This window comes from Arcanobacterium sp. (ex Cirak et al. 2026), assembly GCF_053585065.1.
This window is the reverse complement of sequence record NZ_JBQJCE010000006.1, coordinates 21,545-40,467: the sequence shown is the minus strand read 5'-3', so window position 1 is coordinate 40,467 and position 18,923 is coordinate 21,545. Positions and strand designations below refer to the sequence as shown.

Here is an 18,923-nt window from a genome sequence, read left to right as displayed (position 1 = left end):
ATATCGACTGACAAGGAGAGATAAATGAGCAGTGAGCCAACCCCACCGAAGAATCTTCGAGAACAGTATCGTCAAGCAAAAGAAAATTTATCGGAAGAGGACGCCGCGAAATTTAAAAAACAACAGCGCCTTATCTTCACTATTTTTGGGGTGCTTGCAGTAGTCACGCTAATTTTTGGTTTCTTCTCTGGTCGAGCAATATCGGAAAAGCACTCGCACACAAGCTCCTCGATCTCTTATGTACAGAACTGGCAGGTGGCGTGATGTTCAGACGTGAAAGTTTTCCTTCGTTTGTTGAAAATGTTTTTCCGCAGAGGCCAACGTCGGCTGCCCCATTAGCAGATGGACGGTGGATCGCAGCATGGCCGACGATGATGGCAATTATGAGCGAGGCATCGCAGGAAGTATTTGAGTGGAGCGACTTCGAATATGGGCGCTGGAATGAGGATACGTTAGAGCTTGTCCTTGTTCTGACTGAGCGTGGACAAGATGCCCCGCTCAGTTTCCAATTTGTCGACGGTTCGAATCATAGCGTTGTGACAATGGTTCGTGAGCGTATCGACAGATCTGTGATCTATCAGGTTGTCAAAGATCTTCCAAGCGGAAGTGTTGCCCGAGGGCAGGTGCGTCGAAAAGGCAATGAGGAACTTTTCACCGAAATTCTGACCCGCGGCCAGGCACAAGCAAGTGATACCAATGCGTTGGATGACCTGGAAAATGAACTACGCGAGGCTGTCGGTTTGCCGCTTGCCCAAAACCCTCTAGAGTGATGTGCGACACATGTGGCGTATTTAAGCCAAAAAGTCCCGATTGCCCATTTTGTTATCCGGTTAAAAAGTTGCTAAAGTATTACTCGTTGCGATCCCGCGTAGCTCAGTGGTAGAGCATCCGACTGTTAATCGGACGGTCACTGGTTCGAATCCAGTCGCGGGAGCAGAAAAGGAAAACCTCGGCTTTGCCGAGGTTTTCCTTTTTGTTACTTCCGTTATGGACGCTAAACTTGTCGCATGGCTTATCGAGATATTCGAATTATTGGTGATCCTGTTTTGCGTACCAAATGTGAACCGATCACAGAAATTACTCCCGGCATTCGAGCGCTGGTTGATGATCTCATGGAAACTGTGAATGAACCTGGCCGTGCTGGTTTAGCTGCGAACCAGATTGGCGTGTCGTATCGGGCATTCTCATGGAATATTGATGGTGAGCGCGGATACATCCTGAACCCTGAAATTGTCGAGGTCTCCACTGACGAGTATCAAGACGGTGATGAAGGTTGCCTCTCAGTTCCTGAATTATGGTTCCCGTGCGAGCGTGCCTGGTATGCCAAAGCTGAGGGAATGGATCTCGATGGTAACAAGGTCGTGATTGAAGGCGAAGAAATCTGGGGACGCCTTATCCAGCATGAAGTAGATCACCTTGACGGTCACCTCTATATTGATCGTCTCGATCGAAAGACTCGGAAGAAAGCGTTGGCGGAAATCAGAAAGTTCTCATGAGAATTTTTCTGGCTGGAGCATCGGGCTTCATCGGTTAATACCTGGCTAATGAGATCCATCACAAGATGGTCATGATGTTACGCGTCTAGTGCGACAGCGAGGATCTGCGCCTTGTGGTGTTACCGACGTGTATTAGCAAGTGCACGTTTCATCTCACGCGTGCTTGAAAACGGGGCCCAAGTTTTCCCGCGACTAGAATAGATACTTCGCTATCACCAATTGCACTGTTGCTGGTTAGGAGAGGCGTGACTTCGAACATCAATTGTGGCATTCTTGACTATGTGACTCCTTGAAGTGTTAAGGGGAATTTCACTTAGAGGAGGTCACAGTGAAAAACAAACACACCACTCGTGGTGTTATCTTCATCCATTCAGTTACGCCGGCTGTTCAACCACATGTTGAATGGGCGGTTGCTAGCGTACTTGGATATCCCGTCCATTTCGAGTGGACAAAGCAACCTGCCTTGCCACAAATGAACCGCGGAGAGGTTTCGTGGGTTGGCGAAGTCGGTATGGGAGCGATGCTTGCCTCAGCCCTAGGCGGATGGGAGCATTTGCGCTTCGAAATCACTGAGGAACCGTCTCAGATTTCCGACGGCGGTCGTTGGTCACACACGCCCGGTCTCGGTATTTTCTATGCGCAGACAGATCAGTTGGGAAACGTCGTGGTGCCTGAAAACCGTATTCGTGCTGCAATCGAGAATTCGGCCGGCGACGCTAACGAACTTCGTCGGCTTCTTGACCTTGCTCTAGGACAAGCATGGGATGATGAACTCGAAGTCTTCCGCTATGCCGGAGCTGGAGCTCCTGTGCGCTGGCTACATCGAGTGAGTTAACAAGTATTTGCGCTACCTCCACGCAAATATGTGGTTGAGGGGCTAGTCGGTGGTGACCGACTAGCCCCTCAACTTTTTACTGGGAGTTGTAGATATTGCCCCATCGCTTGTCCTTTGAGAGGGGCAGTAGTGAGATGCCCCTCTCAAAGCCGCGATCGGCGAACAGCAGCTATTTAACGCACATTCAGCTGCGGTCCTTCTCGCGTGATCGCGATATACAAACGCAGATCCACGCACATAAGACCTGCGCCTGTATCGAGACATCTAGCATGACGGTGAGATGTCAAAGCCCCGGACAGACAACCGGGAGATGTCTCTTTCGCTCTTCCGTTTGCGACAAAATAAGCATATCTGCGACCTTATGATCTGCAAAGCGTTCACCATGGGTAGTACTACCCATGCGTTCGACTTGACATTAACGCTTAAAAAGGTCAGCTAAATGTGCAAGCTCCTGTGACAGATCGTCGGTCATTTCACCTCGAGAAACATTGCCATCGTGAGCGCGCTCAGATGAGCCAGCTTTGTCGCGTGGCACCGATGGATAAGAAATATTGCCAGAGTGTGCTTCATCCGAGTTTCCTGGTATCTCAATTTCTCGTGGAAGTGGAGCGTCAGACACTGCAAGGGCAACAAAATCTCCCACAGTGATCGCACGATCGATCTGCGAATCAAGGAGCTCAACTCGAGCTATCCGCTCAATTGCAGATGCCACCTGCCAGTGGGCAAGTGTGTCAAGACCGAGGTCTTCAGCGAGACGAGCCTCAGGAATGAGCTCTGCATCCTCAATTTCCGGGGCGGATTGTTTAAAAGCGAGGTGAACTCGTGACATTGCTTGATCCATATCAATATTCTATTGCACGTGAGCTAGGCATCGTAAAACCGAGTATTGTAGAGGCATCTGATGAAAGGAAAGCAATGTCGCGCCTAGTTGAAATTCATCCTGACAATCCTCAAGAACGCCTCGTGTCAAAAGTTATCGATCGTCTTCGCAGTTCGGGAGTTATCGCGGTGCCGACAGACTCCGGGTATGCGCTCGTATGCACAATGGGCAATAAAGAGGGGCTTGAACGCATCCGACAGATCCGTGGTGTGAGAGAAAACCACCATTTCACTCTGCTATGCCACGACTTTGCACAGTTGGGGAATCTCGTTATCGTGGACAACCGGTTCTTCCGCCTAGTCAAATCACTCACACCCGGCCCCTACACCTTTATTTTCAAAGGGACTAAAGAGGTTCCAAAAATATCTCTTAATTCAAAAAAATCTACAGTCGGAGCCCGAATTCCCCGACACCACATCGTCCAAACTATTTTGGACAGCATGGGGGAGGCTCTCATTTCCTCGACGCTTATCCTCCCAGGAAGCGATGAACTCCTCACTGAAGGATGGCGAGTCCAAGACGAGCTTGGTGACCGGGTGGATCTGGTAATCGATGGTGAAATCGATGAGCCACGTCCGACGTCGGTCATCGATTTGTCATCGGGGCAAGCAATAATTTTGCGTGAAGGCGCCGGCGATCTGTCAATGTTCATCCGTGAATGAGTCACCTCGTGATTGAGAGTCGCAGCACTCTCAATCACGAGAAGAACCAGCAAATTGTGACTGGTAAAGATCCCAGTACGTACCTTTTGCTTCGAGCATCTGGTCGTGGGTGCCCATCTCCACCACATCACCATCGACCATGACGATAATCAAGTCAGCGTCGCGGATAGTAGAGAGTCGGTGTGCGATGACGAATGATGTGCGTCCTGTGCGCAACTCGTTCATAGCCTTTTGAACAAGCATCTCGGTTCGCGTGTCGACACTCGACGTTGCCTCGTCCAAAATCAACACTGACGGGTCAGAGATATACGCGCGTGCAATTGTTAAAAGTTGCTTTTCACCAGCGGAGATGTTGTTTCCTTCGTCGTCAATGTGCGTGTCGTACCCGTGGGGAAGTTGCGCAACCAATCTATCGACGCCCGTGGCACGGGCAGCTGCGACGACGTCGGCGTGAGTTGCGCCCTCGCGACCGTAAGCAATATTTTCTTCGATGGTTCCCTCAAAGAGCCACGTATCTTGAAGAACCATGCCGATGCGTTCGCGTAAGGAATCTTTTGTAAAGTCACGTGTTGATACACCATCGATCGTGATTTGCCCAGAGTCAATCTCGTAGAAGCGCATGAGCAAATTCACCAGGGTTGTTTTTCCCGCGCCTGTAGGCCCCACGATGGCAATCTGTTGACCGGGATGCACAGTGAGGTTCAGCCCGCGAATCACGGGTTTTCCTGGCTCGTAACCGAAGCGGACATCGCGGAAGACAATTTCGCCGCGTCGGCGGTCAACATCGACAAGATCGGTGTAGACCGCGCCCGCATCACGGTCCATCTCCGACGTGTCAAGGAAATCAAAAATGCGTTCTCCCGAGGCGGCCCCAGATTGGAGTAAGTTGGTCATCGATGCTACTTGAGCGAGCGGTTGATTAAGCTGACGAGTGTATTGGATGAGCGCCTGAATTCCGCCGATAGTCACTTGTCCGGTGATGACCTGAAATCCACCGTAAATTGCTACAACAACGAATGACAGGTTTGATACAAATCCCATCACGGGCTGTGTGAGCTGCGAGAGCGCTTGTCCACGGTAACTGGCCTGGAAAAGCTTGTCGTTTGATTCGTCGAACACTTGGTCGAACTCATCCTGGAGATTGAATGAAGTGACGACGTCGGCACCGGTAAATGATTCTTCAACGATCGCTGAGACATCGCCCATCGTGTGCCATTGTTTGCTGAATTGAGGTTTGGCACGTTTCATGATGACAATCGTTGCCGCCATTCCCAATGGGTAGACGGCGAGAGCAGCCAGTGAGAGTGACCAGGACAAAGTGAACATCACAGCGACGATCCCGATGAGGGTAAAAATAGATGACAACAGGTTATTGAAGGTTTGCATCAATGTTTGGGTGATGTTGTCAATATCGTTGGTTACACGTGAGAGGAGATCGCCACGTTGTTGGGTATCGATCCACTTGAGGGAGAGCCGATCGATTTTTGACTGTGCCTCAGAACGAAGTCGTTTGCCGAGATTCTGAATCATCACGCGGATGAGGGCGCCGCCGACAAAGTTTGTCACAGCAGAGAAAACATAGAGCCCAACGACGAAAGAGAGCGTGTATCCGAGGCTGGAAAAGTCCACGCCGGTGCCGCTTTTCATCCCATCGACAAGGATATCCGTTCCTGTGCCGAGCAGGACAGGCGCGAAAACTTGGCTGACTACTGATACGAGGATCAAAATCGATAGCGCGATAATTCGTGCTTTTTCATTGCCGAGCATCCGCGCGAGGCGTTTGAGCGCGCCAAGGGTGTCGCGTGCTTTCGAATCTGGAGCTGTTGATCCGCGGCTGGCTCTCATTCCGCCTCCTTGTGAGTTGTTTGTGAATGAACGATTTCTTGGTACACAGCACACGTGGCACTGAGATACTCATGAGTTCCTCTGCCGACGACACCACCGTCGTCGAGAACGAGGATCTCGTCGGCGTGGCGGATCGTGGACACACGTGCGGCAACGATGATGACTCCGACCCCAGCAAGGTAGCGGGGAAGTGCTGTGCGCAGACGGGCGTCTGTTGCGTAGTCAAGAGCAGAGAAGGAGTCATCAAAAAGAATGAGGTCTGCTCCTAATTTTCCAGATGAATCTGGAAGCGCTTTGTAGATCGCCCGAGCGATGGTCAGTCGCTGTCGTTGACCACCAGAGAAGTTCTTCCCTCCGGATTCGACCGTCGCATCGAGTACGTCATTGAGCTTGCTGACGAATTCCCATGCATCGGCTGCTTTCAACGCTGTGATGACACGCTCAGCATCGTACTCGTGGGCAGTACGAATGTGACCGGAAACATTTGAAGCAATTGTTCCAGAAAAGAGAAATGCTTTTTGTGGAACCACGGCGATGCGCTGGCGAAGCTCAGCAGGATCCAACTGTTTGATGGGGATGCCACCGGCTCGAATTTCGCCGTCTGTGGCATCGATCATCCGTGGGAGCAGACGCAAAAGTGATGTTTTTCCTGACCCAGTTGAACCGATAATGCCTACTGTTTTGCCTGGTGCCACAGTGAAGGATACGTCATCAAAAACAGAGGCAGATGCGCCGGGGTATCGCAGGCCGACGCGATCGAATTCGAACGTCAAAGGCATGTCGGGAAGGTGATCGGGGTTGGAAGGTGCCACGATTGATGGTTCGGTTTGGAGAATTTCGTTCACGCGTTTTGCACAAACTTCGCCCCGAGGCAGGAGCATCGCCATCATGCCACTCATCATGACGGATACTAAAATCATCATGAGATAGGAAATGTAGGCGGTGAGTGCACCGACCTGCATTTGTCCCGCTACGATCCGGTGGCCTCCGAACCACACGACGGCGGTTGAGGAAAGACCGACGACAAGTTGAGACGATGGAATCAAGACTGCCCAGAGTAAGCCGATTTTTAACCACGTCGACCGCAGATCAGAATTCGCCTCATCAAATTTTGATCGTTCAACTCTCTGCCGAACGAATGCACGGATCACTCGCACCCCGGTGAGCTGCTCGCGCAACCGGGTATTGATGGCGTCGATTCGTTCTTGCAAAACGCGATAGGTGGGGACGAGGTGTGCCATGACCCATCCAATAATGACAAAGAGAACAGGGACAGCAATCGCTAAAATCCAGGCAAGCGGTGCATCTTGTCGGATTGCCATCACCACGCCACCAACGCCCATAATCGGCGCCATGACCATGATGGTGAAGGTGAGGAGAATAACCATCTGGATCTGCTGAATATCATTTGTTGCACGAGTGATGAGTGACGGCGCACCAAAATGATGAGCATCTGTTGCTGAAAATGATTGCACGTGAGTAAACACGCCGTGGCGTAGGTCTCGGCCAAAGGCCATTGCCGTTTTTGATCCAATATAAATTGCCCCTACCATCGCACTGATCTGGAGCAACGAGACCAAGAGCATCAGAATCCCTTGTGTCCAGATGACCTGCGTGTTACCAGTGAGCACTCCGTCGTCAATGATCGTGGCATTGATCGATGGTAACCATAGGCTTAAGGCGATTTGCATCAGTTGTAGCGCGACAATCGCGGCGACCAAGTGTATGCGACCCACCATAAATTGCCGCACAATACGCAATAACGTCACATTTCCTCAATTCTTCAAATCCTATCGGCCAAGCCTACGCTTATCGAGACGGTTGAGGCGTGATGTGTCCTCTAAATTTTGATAAGGGCGAACACATCAGGGGAATCGTGAGCTGCGATAAAAATCGTGAGCTGCGATAAGGGGAGGAATTCATCACCGGGTTCGAAGAAGTACATCATCTGGGACAACAATGAGCGTATCTAAGAACTATTCGAGGGCCTGACCCCGAAACAATTCCGGGATCAGGCCCTCGCAACCTAGCCAAAAAGGATACTACTTATCCCATCCAGCTTCAGAGAGCATTACAGAATCCAGCTACGCTCCCTCTCTGACAAGGATTACTCCTTACCAGACGTGCCCTTCTGCGGGTCGAAAAGATCATACTTGGCAATGGCCTCGCCGATCTTGGAACGATCGATTTCGCCTCGATCAGCCAGAGCCTGAAGCGCACGAACCACCATCGATGCTGAATCGATGAAGAAGTGGCGACGGGCAGCGCGGCGCATATCCGAGATACCGAAGCCGTCGGCACCGAGGACATAGTAATCACTTGGCATCCATGGACGGATCGAATCCTGTGTCTGCTTGTCAAAATCGGAAGTTGCGATGAACGGACCCGATTCACCCTTGAGCTTGGCATGCAGATAAGCCTCACGCGGAGCTTCCTCAGGGTGGAGGAAGTTATGTTCGTCAGCTTCTAGGCCGTCACGACGCAATTCATACCACGACGTCACAGAGAAGACGTTGGCATCAACGCCCCAGTCGTTCTTGAGCATTTCACGAGCCTCACGTGCCCATGGCACGCCGACGCCCGAAGCCAAAAGATTCACGCGTGGACCATTGCCTTCAGCTTGGTCAATCTTGTGGATACCACGCAGGATACCCTCGACATCTACATCCTCTGGCTCGGCCGGCTGGTGAATCGGCTCGTTGTAAACAGTGAGGTAGTACATGACATTCTGATCGCGTCCGTCGCTGCCGTCACCGTACATGCGTTCGATGCCGCCCTTGACGATATGGCGAATCTCGTAAGCATAAGCCGGATCGTAGGAAACAATCGCCTTGTTAGTTGAGGCAAGGACATGCGAGTTTCCATCCATGTGCTGCAGACCTTCGCCGGTGAGTGTCGTACGACCAGCTGTCGCACCGAGGATGAAGCCACGCGTTAGCTGATCGCCTGCTGCCCAGAATTGATCGCCAGTGCGCTGGAATCCGAACATCGAGTAGAAGATGTAGATGGGCACCATCGGGTACTTGTGAGTCGAGTAGGACGTACCTGCTGCCTGGAAGGCTGCCACAGAACCAGCTTCCGTAATGCCGGTATGCATGATCTGACCCTTGGTGGATTCCTTGTAGGACAAGAGCATGTCGTGATCTACAGCGGTGTATTCCTGGCCGCGCGTATTGAAGATCTTGGCCGTGGGGAACATTGCTTCCATGCCGAAAGTACGAGCTTCGTCAGGAATAATCGGCACGAAGCGATGGCCGAACTTCTTGTCGCGCATGAGCTCCTTGAGGAGACGCACGAATCCCATCGTGGTGGCAACTTCCTGCTTTCCAGAGCCCTTCTTCAACACATCGTAGTGTTTGGCATCCGGAAGCTCAACGCCGCCGACGAAGGGGGCGCGCTTTGGAAGTGGTCCTCCGAGTGCTGCACGGCGATCCATCGCGTACTTCCACGCCTCGGAGTTGTGATCCGGTGTGTAGTACGGAGCGTTGAACGGATCTTCGAGCGACGACTCCGGAATATCGGTCAGACCCAGGGTTTCGCGCAGACCATGGAGATCCATGGTGTTGAGCTTCTTCATCTGATGTGTGCCGTTACGAGCGGTGAAGTTTGAACCGAGTTCGTAGCCCTTAACTGTCTGAGCGAGGATCACGGTTGGTTTGCCCTTGGTGTCCATTGCTCGCTTGTATGCGGCGTAGATCTTCTCAGAGTCGTGGCCGCCACGGCGCAGCCCGAAGATTTGATCGTCAGACAGACCTGAGACAAGTGCCTTTGTGCGAGGATCGCGACCGAAGAAGTTCTCGCGGAAGTAGCCGCCGTCGTTTGCAGAGAAAGTCTGGAAATCGCCGTCGAGAGTGTTATTCATCAATGAAGCGAGGGCGCCGTCCTTATCTTTTGCGAACAGTTCGTCCCATTCGCGGCCCCACAGAACCTTGATGACATTCCAGCCAGCGCCGCGGAATTCCGCTTCAAGTTCCTGGACGATCTTACCGTTGCCACGAACCGGACCATCGAGGCGCTGGAGGTTCGCCGAGACGACGAAAGTCAAGTTGTCGAGATTCTGGTAAGACGCGAAGTGGATCAGGCCACGCGATTCGGGCTCGTCCATTTCGCCGTCGCCCATGAATGCCCATACGTGCTGCTTTGACGTGTCCTTGATACCGCGCTCAAGCATGTAACGGTTAAACCATGCTTGGTAGATAGCGGAAATCGGGCCAAGGCCGAGGGACACTGTTGGGAACTCCCAGAAGTCGTCCATCTGGCGTGGGTGTGGGTAGGACGGCATTCCGCGTCCACCGGAAAATCGTGACGCCTGCTGTCGGAATGAATCTAGATCGGCTTCGCTCAGACGGCCTTCAAGGAAAGCACGCGCGTAGTTACCTGGCGAGGAGTGCCCCTGCCAGAAAATCTGATCGCCGCCATCTTCGCTGTCTTTGCCACGGAAAAAGTGGTTCAACCCTACGTCGTAGAGGGTCGCCTGAGCGGCAAACGAGGAAATATGTCCGCCCACGTGGATGCCATCGCGCTGCTGGCGGGTCACCATAACAGCAGCGTTCCAGCGGATCCAGCTACGGAACTCGTGTTCAAGCTCTTCATTGCCTGGGTACTGTGGTTGCTCAGAGACCGGAATGGTGTTGACGTATGGGGTGTAAAGGTCATCGGTGGTTGAAACACCGCGTGAAGCGGCGCGAGCCTTGAGTTCCTTGAGGATGAAGCTTGCTCGCTCACCGCCGTTGGCGTCGATCATGCCATCCAGAGACTCCAGCCATTCGCGGGTTTCCTCGCGGTCGGAATCGGGAACCTGGTTCAGGAGGCCGTCAATTGTGGGCCTATCCAATGATTCACTCACGTTTATCTCCCTTGTTCTTGTCTTCAAGTACCACCGCAACGCATATTGCGGTGCGCTAGTATCCAATTTACCTTTTTCGGGTCTTTAGCCCTAGTCATTTGGACAAATCGTTGTGGGACAACGGTCACGTTGAGCGGGACTTCCGGCCCGGAAGAGGTAGCTGATAGGAGTGGACATGCATTTCACCTCGCACAGATACCGCTCAAGTACTTAAAATGAGGTGTCAAATAGCGCGCAGGAAGGAAGAACAAGCGTGTCAACAACCACAGCACTCGAGCTGGGCTTTTCGTCGGGTGCGATTGTGCAGGAGTTTGGTTACGACGATGACGTCGACTTCGATCTGAGAGATTTGATCGAAAAGACCACAGGCTCCACGATGGAAGACGAAGACTACACAGCCGTTGCGGATTCAGTTCTTGCGTGGTGGCGCAGTGATGATGGCGATACGGACGACCTTACGGATTACCTCGTCGATTGTGCGGCATCGCTTGAAGGTGCATCGATTATTTGGCTCGCCATTCCTGCGCGCGGTGTGGCAGGGCATGTGAATGCGACCGATGTTGATGAAGCCGCTCGTACGGCGGGGATGAACGCCACTTCTTCTCATGGTTTGAAATCTGATTGGATGCTGTACCGAATTGCCGCTCGTGGAAAATGAGGAGCGGCGAAAGCAAGATAGATCACTTTTTCTGATCTCGCTACCGAAAGAGCGTATCTGTCCCGTAATATTATTGACGGACTCTTAGCTCAGTTGGTAGAGCAACGCGTTTACACCGCGTAGGTCATCGGTTCGAGCCCGGTAGGGTCCACGAAGTCGGATCAGCATCATGCTGATCCGACTTTTCATTTACTTATTGTGAATTCCTCTGAGATTGCGAGTTCCGTAACAGAGTGAGTGCCTATCAAGCCGACAGCGTATGTACAACGCACGGGAATTGAAAGCTCTTTCGGAGAACGGAATGCAATAGTTCGTTTTTCACGGAATACGTCATACTTTGTTATCATTCCTGCACATCTTGAGCATGAACTTGAGCATGAAGCAGAGGCTATCGATCGCTGATTTTGGCATGACTGAGACTTGCGCGCATATGGAGGGACATCGGGACGACGATGGTGGTACGTTTTCTCCTGGTGCGATTCGTGGCTTGTGCAATAAGGAACATTGCAGCTTTGTATCCAATCTCGAAGCTTCCGGTACTCAACGATGTGAGTTCGGGATCTGCCATATCGCAAATCGAGGAATCGTCAACCCCAATAACTGAAACATCAGAGGGAATCTTTGCGCCAAGCCTATGTGCTTGACGCATGAAACCAAAAGCCATCAGATCGTTGTATGCCACAACCGCCGAGGTTATTGAGCGGTTCCAAATACGTGCGCCGTCTGCTCCACCGTGAAGATCAGGGGATAAGAACTTTGTTCGAGTCAGCACAAGCCCATTAGCATGACACTGATCCTTGAGCGCGCGCCAGCGCATCGCATTTGCCCACGACATTTCTGGACCTGCAAGATACAGAACATCCGTGTGTCCAAGTCTTTTCAATTCCCTGCACAGCGTGGTCATTCCACCAGTGGTATCAGGCACAATACATGTGTGCCCATCGAGATAACGATTCATTAATACGAGCGGCTTGACCTTTTCCACCTGAAGAATTGCAGCCGGAGTTAATCGTGAAGAGGCCAGGGCAACACCATCGACATCTGGAAGTAGTTTGCGCAGCGTGTGGGCTTCAATAGCTCCTGATTCATCTGAATTGGCAATCACCACAGCGTAACCGTTTTCGTCAGCTGCTTTATGGAAACCCCGATACATTGTTGCAAATGTGGGATTAGCCATATCCGCAACCATGAGACACAGCACATTAGTAGCTTTATTCCCACTTGCATAGGAGGCGCCAGAGGAACGGAAACCAAGTTCACGAGCAGCTGAGAAAATCCGCTCCGCGCTATCAGTTGACACGCGCGCAGGGTTTGAAAATGCGCGAGAAACTGTTGAAGGAGAAACTCCTGCTACTTTGGCCACATCGTAAATCGTGGCATTCTTTTTTCTCATCACAAAAATCCCAGATTCTACTCTAGTTCTGCATTGAATATTTACATAGTAACAATGAAAGCAGAACGGGGTTTACGGTGCTGAAAATCGCAGCAAAGCTCCTGTGCGAAGCATTTTATTCTCCGCACAGGAACTTTATGAACGGGTCATAATACTGCAGTCACTTTGAAACGGAATCTAACTTGAAAACCTTGCGGGGCTGGTCGGAAGTCAAAGCCTTGATCCAGTAGAACGCGCTGCTGCGTGAAATGCGCCCTTCAACCACATATCGTGCGAGGAATACCGAATCGAGGCGGCGTGACATATCGTGGCGTGCTGGTATTGATAAGAAAGCACGCGTATCATCAATGAACCCCGAAGCGCGCGAGAAACCGGCAGTCTCCGTCGTCGCGGATCTAAAACGCAAAATTGCATCTGGCGCGTCAATAAACCACCACGGAGCACCGATAAAAACTGACGGGTAGAAGCCAGCAAGGGGAGCAAGTTCACGAGAATACACCGTTTCGTCAATGGTGAAAAGCACCAGATGAAGGCGCGGATCATTTCCATATTTTTCAAGAAGCGGACGGATATTCTTCGTGTATTCAGTCTGGAGGGGAATATCGTGGCCGGTATCTGGCCCAAAAGCCTCAAAAGAGGCACTGTTGTGGTTGCGATACACCCCTGGGTGAATCGTCATCACGAGGCCGTCCTCAACGCTCATACCCGCAAAACGCAACAACATTGCACCTTCGAAAACATCCGATTCATGCGCGGTGAGGCCTTCATTGACTGCCTTGCGGTACAAGGTGCCAAGTTCATCGTCGTTGAGATCGAGAGTGAGCGGATGAGCAACACCAAAATCAGCAGAGACAGCGCCGTGCTCGATGAAACGAGCACGTGAAGCGCGAAAACCTTCAAGGTAGCCGACAAAAGAATCAACATCGCAGCCAACTGAGGCAGTCAGGGCTTGTGCATGCGAGCGCCACTGCGGTTTACGCGTATTGACATAAGGATCGGGGCGCCATGTTGGGATCACGCGACCCGTGAACGTCTCATCGGTTGCAAGAGCGGCATGGTATTCCAAAGAGTCGAGAGGATCGTCGGTAGTTGCCAACACATCGATTGGGAAAGAGTCAAAAAGGGCGCGCGGTCGGAACTCATCACTTGTGAGCTTCGCACCGATAATGTCGAAAAGCTTATCTGCGTTTTCAGCGCATGGTTCTTCCTCAATTCCGAACAAAGTGACAAACTCGTGTGTGAGCCAGTAACCCGATGCGGTGCCGTCAAGTAGACGCCAATTCTCACAAAAGATGCGCCAGGCAGCACGCGGATCGACAGGATCTGATTTCCCAACGCCGATTGAAGCCAGATCCACCCCCGCTGCGTGAAGCATACGGAATACATAATGGTCATAGGTCAAGAACAAGTTCGTTGCATCAGAAAAAGGCTCATTGTCAAGCAACATTTTGGGATTGACATGACCGTGAGGAGAAACAATAGGCAAATCTTTCACAGACTCGTACAGTTCACGGGCAAGCCCGCGAATTTTTTCATCAGCGGGAAAAAGGCGATCAGGATCGAGAAAAAGTGTGTTAGTCATGTGGAACATCCTTGTCACAAATAATGAGCTAGTAGGTGGGGAGAGCGAAATTCGTCTCAGCGCCTAGTAAATCGAGTAGATCCAGTAAGCTCAGTAAATCCAGTAAGTAAATGCGAATAAGTATCGAAAAGCGGGTGTGGAGGCAAGGCGGAGGGTTTATCCCTCCACACCCAAGAGCGATCTATGCGCGAGTTAGCGTTGAACGCGGGCGTTACCGCCCCCGACGAGGCGTTCAACTTCTGCCAGAGAGGCCATTGAGGTATCGCCAGGCGTGGTCATTGCCAGAGCACCATGCGCAGCCCCGTAGTTGACAGCCTTTTCGATATCACCGAACTCCATCAAACCATAGATCAAACCTGATGCGAAAGAATCACCGCCTCCCACGCGATCGAAAATCTCCAGGCCATTGCGCTGAATCGCCTGGACGAAACCTTGCTCACGGCTCCAGGCAACCGCACCCCAATCGTTGATTGTTGCAGTGCGAACTTGGCGTATTGTGGTGCCGATTGCTTCAAAATTCGGGAAAGCAGCGCTCGCCTTTTCGATCATCTTTTTGAATGATTCAACTTCAAGATTATCGAGATTCTCATTTGCACCTTCGATTTCAAAACCGAGTGAGGCAGTGAAATCTTCTTCGTTACCGATCATCACATCAACATACTGTGCAAGTTCACGGTTCACTTCTTGGCACTTTTCTTGGCCGCCAATGGACTTCCATAGCGATGGGCGGTAGTTCAGATCGTAGGAGACAATGGTTCCGTACTTTTTAGCAGCGGACATTGCTGCTTTTGCAACCTCAGCGGTAGATGGCGATAGCGCTGTGAAAATACCACCTGTGTGGAACCAGCGCACGCCTAGGGAACCGAAAAGATGATCCCAATCAATATCAGTGGGAAGCATCTGCGAAATAGCTGTGTTGCCGCGGTCGTTATTTCCCACAGCTCCACGAACGCCAAATCCGCGTTCGGTAAAATTCAAGCCATTACGTACGCTTCGGCCAACACCATCAGAGTCAACCCACTTAATGAAAGAGGTATCAACACCGCCTTGAAGAATTAAATCTTCAATGAGCATTCCAATGTCATCACGCACAAGTGCTGTGACGATTGCAGCACGGCGTCCAAAGGCACGCCGTGAACCGCGTGCAACATTGTATTCCCCGCCACCTTCTGAGACAGAAAAACGACGTGCGGTGCGGATACGTCCTTCGCCTGGATCAAGACGAAGCATCACTTCACCGAGTGAGACGATATCGTAGCGGCACTCATTTCCAGGGCGCAGAACGAGTGTCATCGTGTAGCCTCCTGAGCAATAGACATCGCTTGTTGAGAAAGTTCTGTAATGGCAGCGAAATTGCCTGCTTCCACAAGAGACGTAGAGACCATCCATGAACCGCCAACGGCGGCAACAAAGGGCTGAGCGAGCCATTCTGCAGCATTTTTATGGGAAATTCCACCTGTTGGGAGGAACTTTAGTTGTGGGAAAGGCGCTGCGAAGGCCTTCACGAGTGGAAGACCGCCCAGTGCAAGAGCAGGGAAAAATTTCACGACGTCGATGCCCCATTCAAGAGCGGCCATGATATCTGTTGGGTTGGCAATTCCAGGAAGGAGCGAAATATTTCGATCAGAAGCAACTTGGGCGACATCAGCAGAGAAACCTGGGCTGACAAGGAACTGTGCGCCGGCATCAATTGCAGCGTTTGCTTGCTCAGCGTTAATCACGGTTCCAGCTCCAACAGTGATGTCAGGAACATGTTGTGCGATTTGCGCAATGCACTGTGCTGCTACTGGTGTGCGGAAAGTGACCTCTGCACTTGTGATTCCACCGGCGAGCAGAGCACTTGCCGTTGGCACGGCATCCTCAACACGGTTCAGGACAACGACGGGGACAATCGGGGTCTTCTTGAGAAACACACGCGGCGATGGTATGGACATAGCGTATTTTCCTTCCTCACTATCAGTTCTTCATCTTGGAGATGGACTCGTAAAGTCCCGAGAGATAGACGGCTCCCAGGGCACGATCATAAAGCGGATAGCCTGGGCGTCCGGTTTCACCCCAAATCATTCGTCCGTGATCGGGGCGAATGTACACATCTGGGTTCGTATCGTAGATAGCTTCCATAATGGCGTGCATGTCCAGATTGCCAGTGGAGGAAGGATGCGGAGCCTCGTGGAACTTCTTTTCACCGAGATATTTCACGTTGCGCACATGGGCAGCGTTGAGCAGTCCTCGCTGGCCAAACTCACGGAAAATTGCAGGAACATCGTTTTCAGGGTTAGATCCAAGAGAGCCAGAGCAGATGCAAAAACCGTTGTATTGCGAATCGTAGAGTTTAGCAATCTTATCCATATCTTCGCGGTTACGATAGATACGCGGAAGGCCGAACAGATCCCAGGCCGGATCATCAGGATGGCACGCCATCTTGATTCCGACTTTTTCAGCGGTAGGGATAATCCCTTCAAGGAAGTAACGGAAATTATTGCGCATATTCTCATGGTCGATATTTTCATACAGAGCCATGACTTCATCGAGGCGTTCAAGGCGCTCAGGCTCCCACCCTGGAAGCGTCAAACCTCCTGATTCTTTGGCAGTGAGCTCAACGATATCGCGCGGTGTCATTCCTTCAACATCGGCGTGATCGTAGTACAGGCAGTTCGAGCCGTCCTCAGTTTCATGAGCGAGTTCGGTACGTAGCCAATCAAATACAGGCATAAAGTTGTACACCACAACCTTGACGCCGTTATTCGCGAGGTTTTCCAAAGTGGTGTTGTAGTGAGCGATGTACTCATCGCGCGTATCAAGACCCATTTTGATGTCCTCATGGACGTTGACAGATTCGATTACTTCGCACTCTAAACCAGCAGCATGTACAGGGGCGATCATTTCCTTAATCTCGTGATCTTCCCAGACTTCACCTGCAGCTTTTCCTGAAAGTGTTCCCATGATGCCCGTTACTTCTGGAATCTGCTTAATGTACTGCAACGGAATCGGATCGTAGCCTTCGCCGTACCAGCGGAACGTCATCTTCATTGGTGTCTCCTTATAATATTTTTAATAAAAATGTGGACTTTTCAGTTGGCGTATTCGCGCTCAAGGACGCGGCGTACAGCACCTGGAGCACTGATGAGCTCAGCGAAGTAGACCTCAACTTTCTTCGCTAAAGGTGTGGTGTACAGATCGACTGCGAAAATCTGTGCATTGGACAAAATAGGTGCGAGAATCTCATGTGTCTCATCCGCGCTGAGAGCAGCGCCAAGATGCACGTTGCCAAGTAACTCTTGGAGTTCGTCAAGCAAGGGATCCGAAGCCGGCGTAAACGATTCTCCGTCGTCGGCAATGCCTGTGAGGTATCGCAACCATAGAGCGAAAACAAGCGGAATCGTGTGAAGCAAATCAAGGTCGAGATCTCGTTCAATATATTTCTTAATCGTTTCGCCAAAACGAATCGGGATTTTTTGCGAGGTATCCATGGCGATACGCGCTGGGTCATCGGGAAGATACGTATTGGGGAACCGAACGTTAAGAACCTCGCGCAAGAAATCTTCAGGTGCAACAACACCTGGATCAACGACGACGGGCAATCCTTCTTTCCATCCCAACTCGTTTACCATCGCAGACAGAGCAGGATCGCGCATTTCTGAATCGATTGTTGGCATGCGCAGCAGGCACCCGCTGACTGCGAGCGCTGTATGCAACGGGTTCAAACACGTGGTAACTTTCATATTCTCGAAATCGTCACACACTTTACGATCAACGATCCGCACGCCGTAGTTTTCAAACGGCGGGCGTTCACCAGCAAATTTATCCTCGATAATGAGGTATTCGGTTGGCTCAGCATTGACAAAACCGGCAACTGGTGTGCGCCCAACGAGTTCGATTCCCATGTCAGTAAAACCGAGTTCAGCAAGTTGACGCGAGACTTCTTCATGAGGGCGCGGGGTGATCTTATCGATAACAGAAATGGGGAAGGCAACGTTCTTTTCATCACTCAGCCAAGAGATGAAATCGCTAGTGACGAGGCCTTTTTCTTCCCAGCCGCGAGCAACAATGAGGATAGATTCGCGTAATTTATCGCCGTTGTGGGAGAAGTTATCGGTAGAAAGCATCGTGATGGGTGCTCCGCCAGCTTCAAAGCGGTGCAGAAGGAGCCCGGCTATCAGTACCATCGTATGAGCGTGATATCCGTGAGGGTCGGTGATCAGTTCTTCGACGAGCATTGGCTGGAGTTCGCCAGTGGAGGTATGGACTGCGTAACCTTTTTCTGTGATTGTGAAAGACACCAAGGAGAGGGAATCACTGCGGAAGATCTCAACGAGACGGGCGAAGTCTTCTTCACGCTGCGTGGCGAGGGCTTCGCTTAGGCCTGCAATCACACGAAGATCCCGCTTTCCATCTGGGTTTAGCGTTACGCCTAACGACATCAGATCATGTGCCACAAGCTGGAGGTCTAACTCTTTGGGGGAGAGCGTTTGTACCCCAGTGACTGGCCACATGTGTCCGTCAGTAATGAGATCATGAGCGATACGGGCAACGAAGATTCGGAAAATATTTCCAGGGCCGATTTGTACCCATCGCGGTGTTTCTTTTCCGGTCTTTTGCATATGAGCCACGTCGAAAGACGGCAGGCGAATATCGCCTTCAATGTTAGTTAGGCCTTTGAGGTTGAGTTCCATTTCATGCGCCTTTGCTTGGGAATTAAAGGGGATAATGTGAATGTAGTATGCGG

Annotated in this window: 16 protein-coding genes and 2 tRNA genes; 8 read left to right on the top strand and 10 right to left on the bottom strand. The window is 51.4% G+C overall.

What is annotated here, in order from left to right; translation table 11 throughout:
• Nucleotides 1–24: 24 nt before the first annotated feature.
• The 5 genes from ACTOVJ_RS04430 to ACTOVJ_RS04410 all read left to right on the top strand — a co-directional run bounded on the left by ACTOVJ_RS04430 (nt 25) and on the right by ACTOVJ_RS04410 (nt 2,331).
• Nucleotides 25–264, top strand: a complete 240-nt coding sequence (locus tag ACTOVJ_RS04430) for a hypothetical protein (RefSeq protein WP_449504082.1) — start codon at nt 25–27, stop codon at nt 262–264.
• Nucleotides 264–770: a hypothetical protein gene (locus ACTOVJ_RS04425; protein ID WP_449501878.1), complete on the top strand. Its 507-nt coding sequence runs from the start codon at nt 264–266 to the stop codon at nt 768–770. The genes ACTOVJ_RS04430 and ACTOVJ_RS04425 overlap by 1 nt, the downstream gene beginning before the upstream one ends.
• Nucleotides 771–862: 92 nt before the next feature.
• Nucleotides 863–934: transfer RNA gene (locus ACTOVJ_RS04420), tRNA-Asn, on the top strand.
• A 73-nt stretch (nt 935–1,007) separates the two neighbouring features.
• On the top strand, nt 1,008–1,496 hold the full coding sequence (gene def / locus ACTOVJ_RS04415; RefSeq protein ID WP_449501879.1) for a peptide deformylase: 489 nt from the start codon (nt 1,008–1,010) through the stop codon (nt 1,494–1,496).
• Between the two features lie 328 nt (nt 1,497–1,824).
• Complete coding sequence (locus ACTOVJ_RS04410; protein WP_449501880.1) at nt 1,825–2,331, top strand: DUF3145 domain-containing protein; 507 nt, start codon at nt 1,825–1,827, stop codon at nt 2,329–2,331.
• A gap of 415 nt (nt 2,332–2,746) precedes the next feature.
• Here ACTOVJ_RS04410 and ACTOVJ_RS04405 read toward each other — a convergent pair whose 3' ends face one another.
• Nucleotides 2,747–3,172 carry an acyl carrier protein gene (locus tag ACTOVJ_RS04405; RefSeq protein ID WP_449504081.1) on the bottom strand — a complete coding sequence of 142 codons (426 nt, stop codon included), beginning with the start codon at nt 3,170–3,172 and terminating at the stop codon, nt 2,747–2,749.
• Between the two features lie 74 nt (nt 3,173–3,246).
• Here ACTOVJ_RS04405 and ACTOVJ_RS04400 point away from each other — a divergent pair, with 74 nt between their 5' ends.
• Nucleotides 3,247–3,873, top strand: a complete 627-nt coding sequence (locus tag ACTOVJ_RS04400) for an L-threonylcarbamoyladenylate synthase (RefSeq protein WP_449501882.1) — start codon at nt 3,247–3,249, stop codon at nt 3,871–3,873.
• Nucleotides 3,874–3,903: 30 nt separating this feature from the next.
• Here the strand turns inward: ACTOVJ_RS04400 and ACTOVJ_RS04395 are convergent, their stop codons facing one another.
• From ACTOVJ_RS04395 to aceE, 3 genes are all read right to left on the bottom strand, one after another.
• A complete protein-coding gene (locus ACTOVJ_RS04395; protein ID WP_449502845.1) occupies nt 3,904–5,718 on the bottom strand; it encodes an ABC transporter ATP-binding protein in 1,815 nt (604 codons plus the stop codon).
• Nucleotides 5,715–7,487 carry an ABC transporter ATP-binding protein gene (locus ACTOVJ_RS04390; protein WP_449504080.1) on the bottom strand — a complete coding sequence of 591 codons (1,773 nt, stop codon included), beginning with the start codon at nt 7,485–7,487 and terminating at the stop codon, nt 5,715–5,717. Before ACTOVJ_RS04390 ends, ACTOVJ_RS04395 begins: the two co-directional genes overlap by 4 nt.
• 338 nt (nt 7,488–7,825) lie before the next feature.
• Entirely contained in the window at nt 7,826–10,564 is a 2,739-nt protein-coding gene (gene aceE / locus ACTOVJ_RS04385) for a pyruvate dehydrogenase (acetyl-transferring), homodimeric type (RefSeq protein ID WP_449504079.1), read from the bottom strand.
• A gap of 253 nt (nt 10,565–10,817) precedes the next feature.
• Between aceE and ACTOVJ_RS04380 the strand changes: the two genes are divergently transcribed.
• Together ACTOVJ_RS04380 and ACTOVJ_RS04375 are read left to right on the top strand one after the other, a co-directional pair.
• Complete coding sequence (locus tag ACTOVJ_RS04380) at nt 10,818–11,222, top strand: DUF3052 family protein (RefSeq protein ID WP_449502842.1); 405 nt, start codon at nt 10,818–10,820, stop codon at nt 11,220–11,222.
• Nucleotides 11,223–11,300: 78 nt separating this feature from the next.
• A tRNA-Val gene (locus tag ACTOVJ_RS04375) sits at nt 11,301–11,373 on the top strand.
• Nucleotides 11,374–11,610: 237 nt separating this feature from the next.
• Here the strand turns inward: ACTOVJ_RS04375 and ACTOVJ_RS04370 are convergent.
• From ACTOVJ_RS04370 to ACTOVJ_RS04345, 6 genes are all read right to left on the bottom strand, one after another.
• The gene (locus ACTOVJ_RS04370) at nt 11,611–12,615 is read right to left on the bottom strand and encodes a LacI family DNA-binding transcriptional regulator (RefSeq protein WP_449504078.1); all 1,005 of its coding nucleotides are present in this window, start codon (nt 12,613–12,615) and stop codon (nt 11,611–11,613) included.
• Nucleotides 12,616–12,775: 160 nt separating this feature from the next.
• Nucleotides 12,776–14,197: a glucuronate isomerase gene (gene uxaC / locus ACTOVJ_RS04365; RefSeq protein ID WP_449501888.1), complete on the bottom strand. Its 1,422-nt coding sequence runs from the start codon at nt 14,195–14,197 to the stop codon at nt 12,776–12,778.
• Nucleotides 14,198–14,389: 192 nt separating this feature from the next.
• Entirely contained in the window at nt 14,390–15,490 is a 1,101-nt protein-coding gene (locus tag ACTOVJ_RS04360; RefSeq protein ID WP_449501889.1) for a PfkB family carbohydrate kinase, read from the bottom strand.
• Nucleotides 15,487–16,131 carry a bifunctional 4-hydroxy-2-oxoglutarate aldolase/2-dehydro-3-deoxy-phosphogluconate aldolase gene (gene eda, locus ACTOVJ_RS04355; RefSeq protein ID WP_449501890.1) on the bottom strand — a complete coding sequence of 215 codons (645 nt, stop codon included), beginning with the start codon at nt 16,129–16,131 and terminating at the stop codon, nt 15,487–15,489. The genes ACTOVJ_RS04360 and eda overlap by 4 nt, the downstream gene beginning before the upstream one ends.
• A 22-nt stretch (nt 16,132–16,153) precedes the next feature.
• Nucleotides 16,154–17,227 (bottom strand): mannonate dehydratase, encoded by a 1,074-nt coding sequence (locus ACTOVJ_RS04350; RefSeq protein ID WP_449501891.1) that lies wholly within the window; start codon nt 17,225–17,227, stop codon nt 16,154–16,156.
• Between the two features lie 41 nt (nt 17,228–17,268).
• Nucleotides 17,269–18,870, bottom strand: coding sequence for a mannitol dehydrogenase family protein (locus ACTOVJ_RS04345; protein WP_449504077.1), 1,602 nt, complete (start codon nt 18,868–18,870; stop codon nt 17,269–17,271).
• Between the last annotated feature and the right edge of the window lie 53 nt (nt 18,871–18,923).

Bases quoted from the DNA above. Each gene is read 5' to 3' on its own strand.
- ACTOVJ_RS04395 (WP_449502845.1), bottom strand. From the start codon at position 5,718: ATGAGAGCCAGCCGCGGATCAACAGCTCCAGATTCGAAAGCACGCGAC.
- ACTOVJ_RS04405 (WP_449504081.1), bottom strand. From the start codon at position 3,172: ATGGATCAAGCAATGTCACGAGTTCACCTCGCTTTTAAACAATCCGCC.
- ACTOVJ_RS04350 (WP_449501891.1), bottom strand. From the start codon at position 17,227: ATGAAGATGACGTTCCGCTGGTACGGCGAAGGCTACGATCCGATTCCG.
- def (WP_449501879.1), top strand. From the start codon at position 1,008: ATGGCTTATCGAGATATTCGAATTATTGGTGATCCTGTTTTGCGTACC.
- ACTOVJ_RS04345 (WP_449504077.1), bottom strand. From the start codon at position 18,870: ATGGAACTCAACCTCAAAGGCCTAACTAACATTGAAGGCGATATTCGC.
- ACTOVJ_RS04400 (WP_449501882.1), top strand. From the start codon at position 3,247: ATGTCGCGCCTAGTTGAAATTCATCCTGACAATCCTCAAGAACGCCTC.
- eda (WP_449501890.1), bottom strand. From the start codon at position 16,131: ATGTCCATACCATCGCCGCGTGTGTTTCTCAAGAAGACCCCGATTGTC.
- ACTOVJ_RS04370 (WP_449504078.1), bottom strand. From the start codon at position 12,615: ATGAGAAAAAAGAATGCCACGATTTACGATGTGGCCAAAGTAGCAGGA.
- ACTOVJ_RS04425 (WP_449501878.1), top strand. From the start codon at position 264: ATGTTCAGACGTGAAAGTTTTCCTTCGTTTGTTGAAAATGTTTTTCCG.
- ACTOVJ_RS04360 (WP_449501889.1), bottom strand. From the start codon at position 15,490: ATGACACTCGTTCTGCGCCCTGGAAATGAGTGCCGCTACGATATCGTC.
- uxaC (WP_449501888.1), bottom strand. From the start codon at position 14,197: ATGACTAACACACTTTTTCTCGATCCTGATCGCCTTTTTCCCGCTGAT.
- ACTOVJ_RS04430 (WP_449504082.1), top strand. From the start codon at position 25: ATGAGCAGTGAGCCAACCCCACCGAAGAATCTTCGAGAACAGTATCGT.